We start from the raw sequence: 6,694 nt of genomic DNA on the forward strand, positions 1-6,694 counted from the left end.
GTGCCGGTGACGGGTTTGTGGATGTCGAGCATTGGGGTAGTGGGGTTGGCGCTGAACCTGCGGGCGTATGACTTTATCAGTCAGGAGGTGCGGGCAGCGGAAGACCCGGAGTTTGAGACGTTTTACACGAAGAACATTTTGCTGAACGAGGGGATTCGGGCGTGGATGGCGCCGCAGGACCAGCCCCATGAGCGCTTTGAGTTCCCTGAAGAAGTCCTCCCCCGCGGCAATGCGCTCTAAAGGAAGCTACCCTGGCTGCGTCAGGGATCCGCTCCCGGCGAATCTTAAGTAATCCACTTGAGTATTGAAGAGTTCAGGGATCCCCCAAGGGATCCCTTTTTGTTTTTTGTAATGGGCATGAGGTGGCTAGGAAGGGATCCCATCTCGCAAGCGGGCGCGAATGGCTTGCCAGATCTGTTCAACCAACTGGGGCGGGCTAGTTTCTGACCGGATGGGCACCCGCACATCGGCTTGGGCGTAGAACGGCTCTCGCTCTTGCATCAGCTTGTACAGGGCAGCTTGGGGGTCGGGGGTTTGCAGCAGGGGGCGTTGGCCGGGATCCCGCTTGAGCCGCTGCCAAATCAGCTCGGGGGTCGCATCCAGCCAAACGGTGAGGCCATGGTGCAAGTAGCTCCAATTTTTGGGGCGCAACACAATGCCGCCGCCTGTGGCGATCACCAACCGGGTGTAGCTGCTCAACTGGGCCAACACCTGCGTCTCCAGATCCCGGAAGTAGGCTTCCCCATGCTCGGCGAAGATCTGAGCGATGGAAGAACCCCCCACCTGCTCCACCAGACCATCGGTGTCGAAAAATTGAAAGCGCAACTGGGCTGCCAGCTCCGATCCCACGGTGGATTTGCCGCTGCCCATCATCCCAATGAGATAAACATTTACGCCGCGCAGGCGCTCAACTTCCTCGGGGTGGATCATGGGAAAGGTACCTAGATATAGCCATGCTCGGCCAGAAACTCCAGAGAAACGCTGCTCTCGGGGGGCAGCAAGCCCAGCAATTTTTCCACATACTTGCCCAAAATATCCGCCTCTATGTTGACGGGATCCCCAACTTGGAGCTGAGAAAGGTTGGTCTCGCGGTAGGTTTGGGGGATCACAGCCACCTTGAACCAGCAGCCCCCTTGGCGCACCTCGGCAATGGTCAAGCTCACCCCATTCACCGTCACGCTGCCCTTGGGTACGATGTAACGCCCGATCTCTTCAGGAACCTTGAAGCTCAGCTCCCAGGCGTTGCCAGTGGCGGCTTGATCCCACAGTTGCCCCACCCCATCGATATGGCCGCTGACAAAATGCCCCCCTAACTTGTCTCCTACCCGCAGCGCCGGTTCCAGGTTGACTATGCGTGGGCCGAGGGATCCCTGGCCCCAAGTCGAGCGCCGCAGGGTTTCCGGCGAAACATCGGCCAAAAATCCATCGGGCAGAATCTCCACCACCGTCAGGCAAAGGCCGTCCACCGCCACGCTATCTCCATAGGCCAACTGAGGTTGCAACCGGGGACAGGTAACCCGTAGCTGTGAAGAATTGATCAACTGGGCTGTGCCCAAACTTCGAACCAGACCCGTAAACATTGCTTTGGCTCCTTAGGTTTTGCCGGCTGCCTTTTTGGCTTTCTGTTTTTCTCGCTCTTTGGCTCGTTTTTCGGCAGCGATTCGCTCTTGTCGGGCTTTCTCTTTCTCTTCAGCGATCTTTTCTAGATAGTAGTGATAGTTGCCCTGGTAGGCGACCAACTCTCCGTTGCGAATCTCTACAATCTTGTTGGCCACTTTTGAGATAAAGTAGCGGTCGTGAGAAACAAGGATCACCGTGCCATCGTAATGCTGTAAAGCTTCTTCCAGCATCTCTTTGGCCGGGATATCTAAGTGGTTGGTGGGCTCATCCAAAATCAGTAGGTTGGCCGGCTGAAGTAGCATTTTCGCCAACGCCAAGCGGGCTTTTTCTCCCCCGCTCAAAGCCGCTACTTTCTTAAAAACGGCGTCGCCGCTGAACAAAAAGCGACCCAACAGCGTGCGCACTTCTTCGTTTTTCCAGTCGGGCACTTCGTCATGGATGGTGTCCAAGACGGTTTTGCTCAGATCCAAAGCCTCTGCTTGATTTTGCTCGAAGTAGGCAGGGATCACATTGTGTGCTCCCAATTTCACAGATCCCTCGGTAGGTTGCTCTAGGCCGGTGATAAGACGCAGCAGGGTGGATTTTCCTGCCCCATTGGGCCCCAGAAAGGCGACGCGATCCCCACGCTCGATCAACAGCTCCGCACCCAAAAACAAAATCTTATCTCCATAAATGTGCGTCAAATTCTCGATCTTCACCACCTCGCGACCACTGCGGGGAGCAGGGGGAAAGCGAAACTTGAGGGTACGCACGTCGCCAATGGGCGCTTCGACCCGCTCGATCTTTTCCAGTTGTTTTTCGCGGCTTTTGGCCTGAGTGCTGCGGGTGGCACTGGCCCGGAAGCGATCGATGAAGGTTTGTTGCCTTTCAATTTCCTTTTGCTGACGTTCGTAGGCAGCTTGTTGTGCCTCTCGCCGCTCAGCTTTTTGGAGTAGGTATTGAGAATAGTTACCCAAGTATGTCGTAGAAACTCCTCGCTCCGTCTCCACAATTTGGGTGCAAAGCCGATCCAAAAACTCTCGATCATGAGAAACAATCACCATGGGGATCGTCAAGCTCTTGAGGTAGTTTTCCAGCCACTCAATGGTCTCCAAGTCTAGGTGGTTGGTCGGCTCGTCTAGCAACATCAAATCGGGTTTTTGCAGCAGGATTTTCCCCAGGCTGATGCGCATCTGCCAGCCGCCGCTGAAGGCGCTCACCAACCGATCCCCGTCCTCCGGCTCAAACCCCATTTCCGGCAGGATTTTCTCAATACGCGCCTCCAGTTCATAGCCATGTAAACTCTCAAATTGGCGCTGTAGACGATCTAGACGGCGCAAAAGGGTTTCCAACGTGTCCGCGTCCGCCTGCTCCATCTGTTGGGTGATTTGGGCAATTTCTTGGTGAATGCGGTTTTCCTCTTGAAAGACTGTCCAGAACTCTTCTCGCACCGTTCGGGCGGGATCCACTCCAAATTCTTGGGTGAGATAGGCGATGCGCAGGTTGGCGGGGCGGATCACCTCGCCGCTGGTCGGTTCTTCTTGCCCGCAGATAATCTTGAGCTGGGTTGTCTTTCCGGCCCCGTTTACTCCCACTAGGCCGACGCGATCCCCAGGCTTAACTTCCCAGTTCACATCCTTGAGCACCTCACCGGTGGGATAGATTTTGCTAATGTGTTCCAGTCGCAGCATAATGCTCCTTGGGGATCGGGACCAATTGGAGAAGTGTGGCGTTTTCTTTACATTCTTTACTCGATTTTACGTATTCTTGGGATCCCTGTCCATGGATCCTGAGCAATTTCTGCTTGATTTCTCCCTCTCATTGATCTTGTCGGGATCCACGACAGCGTTTAATATTTCTGGTTTGCCTTCAGAAGTGCCTGCTGAACCCTGTTCGATCTTTTTTCATGTCTTCAGGGCTTGTTTGTCGGTACCCTTAGTATGGACTCTTTTGCCAGAAGCCTTGTGAGGCTTCTCTAAGGCTTAAACGACCTCATAATGCCAGCGGGGAAAAGCCAGTTCCTGAGAGAGATTGAAGTAGCCGGTCGTGATGACAATGAGGAAGGTTGATCGGATAAGTTTTCAGTGTATGGGATGCTTACTTCGTCTCTTGTTTCTGAAATCCCCGGCAACCTATTTTTCTCTTTTGGGCATGTCCTAATGAGCTATCAATCCATTGACATTAGCAGTCAGCCCAGACAAGTTATGGTCTCTTGAGTTGACTTCTTATCTAACATAAAACCTTTGTTGATTTTGACAGGAAAGCCAATGGCGACGGGGATCAACTCAGAAGGACACTACGCCTTGGCTTGATCCTCGAGGGAACGGGGGGATCCCTGAAATAGGGCAGGATGACCTGTTCTGCCTCCCTGAACCGACAGAGGATTTTGTCTGTGGGCAGGCGGCTGTTGGGCCAGAAGCCGTTTCACCTCTGCATTAAGCTGGCTTTCGTTGAAGGGCTTGGTCAAGTAGGCGGTTGCCCCCGACCACTTGCCGCGGATGCGGGCCAGCAGACCATCGCGAGCGGTAACCATCAGGATGGGAAGGGACTTAAACTCTTCTAAGCTGCGCACAATGCGGCAAAGCTCTAGACCATCGATCCCCGGCATGGCGATATCCATCAACAACAGGTGGGGCCGATGCTGAAACAACAAAGGAAGCACCTCGGCGGGGTTGCCCGTTGTAATCACCTGATAGTTGGGCAAATACTGCCGTAGGATTTCCTGCATCACCACGCTGTCGTCCACCGCCAAGATGGTTATCGGGTTGTGGCGCTTGGTCTGCAGCAGCTCTTGGGGTGTTTGTAGGCTGACCAAACCTTTTTTCGCCCAGGAGGCAAAGAGATTGGCCACCTCCAGCCGATCTCGACACAGCTTCTTGGCGATCACCTCCAGCGACTGGCCATCTTTGGTGAGGGTGTGGAGCTTCTGTCGTTGCTCATCGGTGATGCGGTAGCGGTTGACCCGTTCCCAATTGACCACCGGCACCGCCAGCATAGTTGGGATCGCCACCTTCAAATCTGCCCAGCGATCGTGGCGCCGGGCGGCTTCTTGCAGCAGCGGCTCCAACTCAAACCCGCCAATGGGGGCCTCTTGGGCGACCTGCTCCTGCACCTCAAAGTAACAGGTGCCTGCCCGTTCGAATAGGTAGCGGTCGAAATCGGTAAGCAGGTTGAGCCACAGGGCATCTTCCAGCTCCCCCGGCTTGAGCAGGCCCAATTGCGTGATAGCCTCCAGCAGCTCAGGTAAGGAATGGTCTTTCATCAAGCGCTCTTGCACCACCGAGATGGCCCGCTGTGGCCATTCCAAGTTGAGGCGAGGAATAAAGCGGGAGAGTCGTTTCAGCAGGATTTGCGTGTTGAGGGGTTGATCGGCAGAAAAAAGCAGCCTGCCGTGGTAGTAGGTCAACACCCAGGGTTCCGCACCCTCAGAGGGATCCAGTCCCTTGAGGTGAATGTGCAGATATCCAGTGGTAAACCGCCAACCTTGCTGCCTGAGCAGTGGCGCAAGTTCCTCCGAGCCGAACACAAAACGGGACATGCAGCGTTCTCCGGGCCAACTTCTTCAGGCCAAATGAGCAGCGATTCACCTCAGCCACACGCTCAAACCGTCGAAAGGAGAGCATGACTCTAGTCAATAATAAGCTCAACTATACTGAAAATAATGTATAATATGTTCAGTACGGATTACTACCAGTTGATCTTTCTGTTTACTTTCGAGTCTGCCAACATGGTAGCCAAAGCAAAGCAGAAAATTGGTAGTAAGACGACACGGAAACTGCGCTTTGGGTATTCTACTCAAAGCTTTGCGGGATACCGCCATTCTGGTTGGAAACAAACAGAATGCCATCGCTGCATAGTTGAACAGTGATGTTCAGCAGTGTTCAGCGTAAATGTATCAGCTTCAGAGAGCTCACTTATTTTAACAACTGGCTGATCTTAGCTTTCCCGGCCATTCCTTTACAGCAAGGGAATACCGCTTTGCCAACCAGGATATACACCCATGCAATCCCATATGCAGTGCCTTGAAGGATTACCATTGCAAGGCTAGGGTCCGGCTATGGCTCTATCTTTCTAAATTGAGAGCCTGCCGTTGGGCTTGGAGCAATTCTTGGATCCCGGCTTGGGCCATCTCCAACATTTGTAGCAGTTGCGGGCGACTGAAGCAGGCGGCTTCGGCAGTGCCCTGGATCTCGATGAAGGATCCCTGCTCGTTCATAACAATGTTCATGTCCACCTCGGCTTGGCTGTCTTCCTCATAGCACAGATCCACAAGTACCTCTCCCTGCACAATTCCTACTGAAAGGGCCGCCACCTGCTGCCGCAGCGGGGATCCCTGGGCCGGATCCAGGGCCCCCTGTTTGTACAGCCAAGTGATGGCGTCGTGCAGAGCCACATAGCCCCCTGTGATCGCGGCGGTGCGAGTGCCGCCATCGGCCTGCAGCACATCGGCATCGACGGTGATGGTACGGGATCCCAGCTTGCGAAAATCCAAGGCGGCGCGCAGACTGCGCCCGATGAGCCGTTGAATCTCGGCAGTACGGCCCGATAGTTTCAACATTTCCCGCGGCTGTCGTTGTTGCGTGGCTCCGGGCAACATGCGGTACTCAGCCGTCAGCCAGCCTTGGCCGGTGTTCTGCAGAAAAGGGGGAACTTCTTCGGCTACACTGGCGGTGCAAAGGACATGGGTATGGCCGAACTTGACCAACACTGAGCCAGGGGCATAGCGGGTAAAGTGGCGCTCAAAAGAAACCGGGCGCAATTGAGCAGCGGTGCGATTATCTGGGCGTTGCCAGCTCATGGACAGTTCAAAAAGGGATCCCTCGCATTGTCAACCATGTCTGCCCAATGCGGCTCAGGACTTGGAATCTCTGCAGAACATGACTGGGGCGACGGCTGCGGACGGAATTGGTCTGGGAAGGCAAGGATGACAAGTGTAGCAACCGCCGCAAATTGGATATTGCCGGGTACGCCACCTCTACGCGGAAGAAAGTGAAGCACTTGTAAACTACCCGACACCCGCGCTATGCGCAGGGTGCGGGCTTTATCCCAATCCCTAGCGGCCCCAGAGGACAGCTAAGTTTCGGAATTTCAGGCG

At 54.6% G+C, this 6,694-nt stretch carries 6 protein-coding genes and 1 pseudogene; 2 read left to right on the forward strand and 5 right to left on the reverse strand.

The window, feature by feature from the left end:
* Positions 1-240: photosystem II protein D2 (locus ACVWZ1_RS14120; RefSeq protein ID WP_457385502.1), on the forward strand; the 240-nt coding region annotated here is incomplete at its 5' end.
* Positions 241-366: 126 nt separating this feature from the next.
* Here the strand turns inward: ACVWZ1_RS14120 and ACVWZ1_RS14125 are convergent.
* The 4 genes from ACVWZ1_RS14125 to ACVWZ1_RS14140 form a co-directional block, all read right to left on the reverse strand.
* Positions 367-930: a shikimate kinase gene (locus tag ACVWZ1_RS14125; RefSeq protein WP_414374890.1), complete on the reverse strand. Its 564-nt coding sequence runs from the start codon at positions 928-930 to the stop codon at positions 367-369.
* An 11-nt stretch (positions 931-941) separates the two neighbouring features.
* Positions 942-1,580, reverse strand: a complete 639-nt coding sequence (locus tag ACVWZ1_RS14130; protein WP_457503732.1) for a riboflavin synthase — start codon at positions 1,578-1,580, stop codon at positions 942-944.
* Between the two features lie 12 nt (positions 1,581-1,592).
* Positions 1,593-3,290: an ABC transporter ATP-binding protein gene (locus tag ACVWZ1_RS14135; RefSeq protein ID WP_414332172.1), complete on the reverse strand. Its 1,698-nt coding sequence runs from the start codon at positions 3,288-3,290 to the stop codon at positions 1,593-1,595.
* 605 nt (positions 3,291-3,895) lie between these two features.
* Entirely contained in the window at positions 3,896-5,137 is a 1,242-nt protein-coding gene (locus tag ACVWZ1_RS14140; RefSeq protein WP_457503733.1) for a response regulator, read from the reverse strand.
* 135 nt (positions 5,138-5,272) lie between these two features.
* Between ACVWZ1_RS14140 and ACVWZ1_RS14145 the strand changes: the two are divergent.
* A pseudogene (locus ACVWZ1_RS14145) lies at positions 5,273-5,456 on the forward strand (hypothetical protein); the annotation flags it as partial.
* A 206-nt stretch (positions 5,457-5,662) separates the two neighbouring features.
* Here ACVWZ1_RS14145 and rph read toward each other — a convergent pair.
* Positions 5,663-6,397: a ribonuclease PH gene (gene rph, locus ACVWZ1_RS14150; protein ID WP_011433341.1), complete on the reverse strand. Its 735-nt coding sequence runs from the start codon at positions 6,395-6,397 to the stop codon at positions 5,663-5,665.
* Positions 6,398-6,694 lie beyond the last annotated feature (297 nt).

The sequence above is a fragment of the Thermostichus sp. MS-CIW-25 genome (assembly GCF_054060015.1).

Excerpts from the sequence above, each read along its gene's own strand:
- rph (WP_011433341.1), bottom strand. The coding sequence starts at position 6,397 with ATGAGCTGGCAACGCCCAGATAATCGCACCGCTGCTCAATTGCGCCCG.
- ACVWZ1_RS14125 (WP_414374890.1), bottom strand. The coding sequence starts at position 930 with ATGATCCACCCCGAGGAAGTTGAGCGCCTGCGCGGCGTAAATGTTTAT.
- ACVWZ1_RS14140 (WP_457503733.1), bottom strand. The coding sequence starts at position 5,137 with ATGTCCCGTTTTGTGTTCGGCTCGGAGGAACTTGCGCCACTGCTCAGG.
- ACVWZ1_RS14130 (WP_457503732.1), bottom strand. The coding sequence starts at position 1,580 with ATGTTTACGGGTCTGGTTCGAAGTTTGGGCACAGCCCAGTTGATCAAT.
- ACVWZ1_RS14135 (WP_414332172.1), bottom strand. The coding sequence starts at position 3,290 with ATGCTGCGACTGGAACACATTAGCAAAATCTATCCCACCGGTGAGGTG.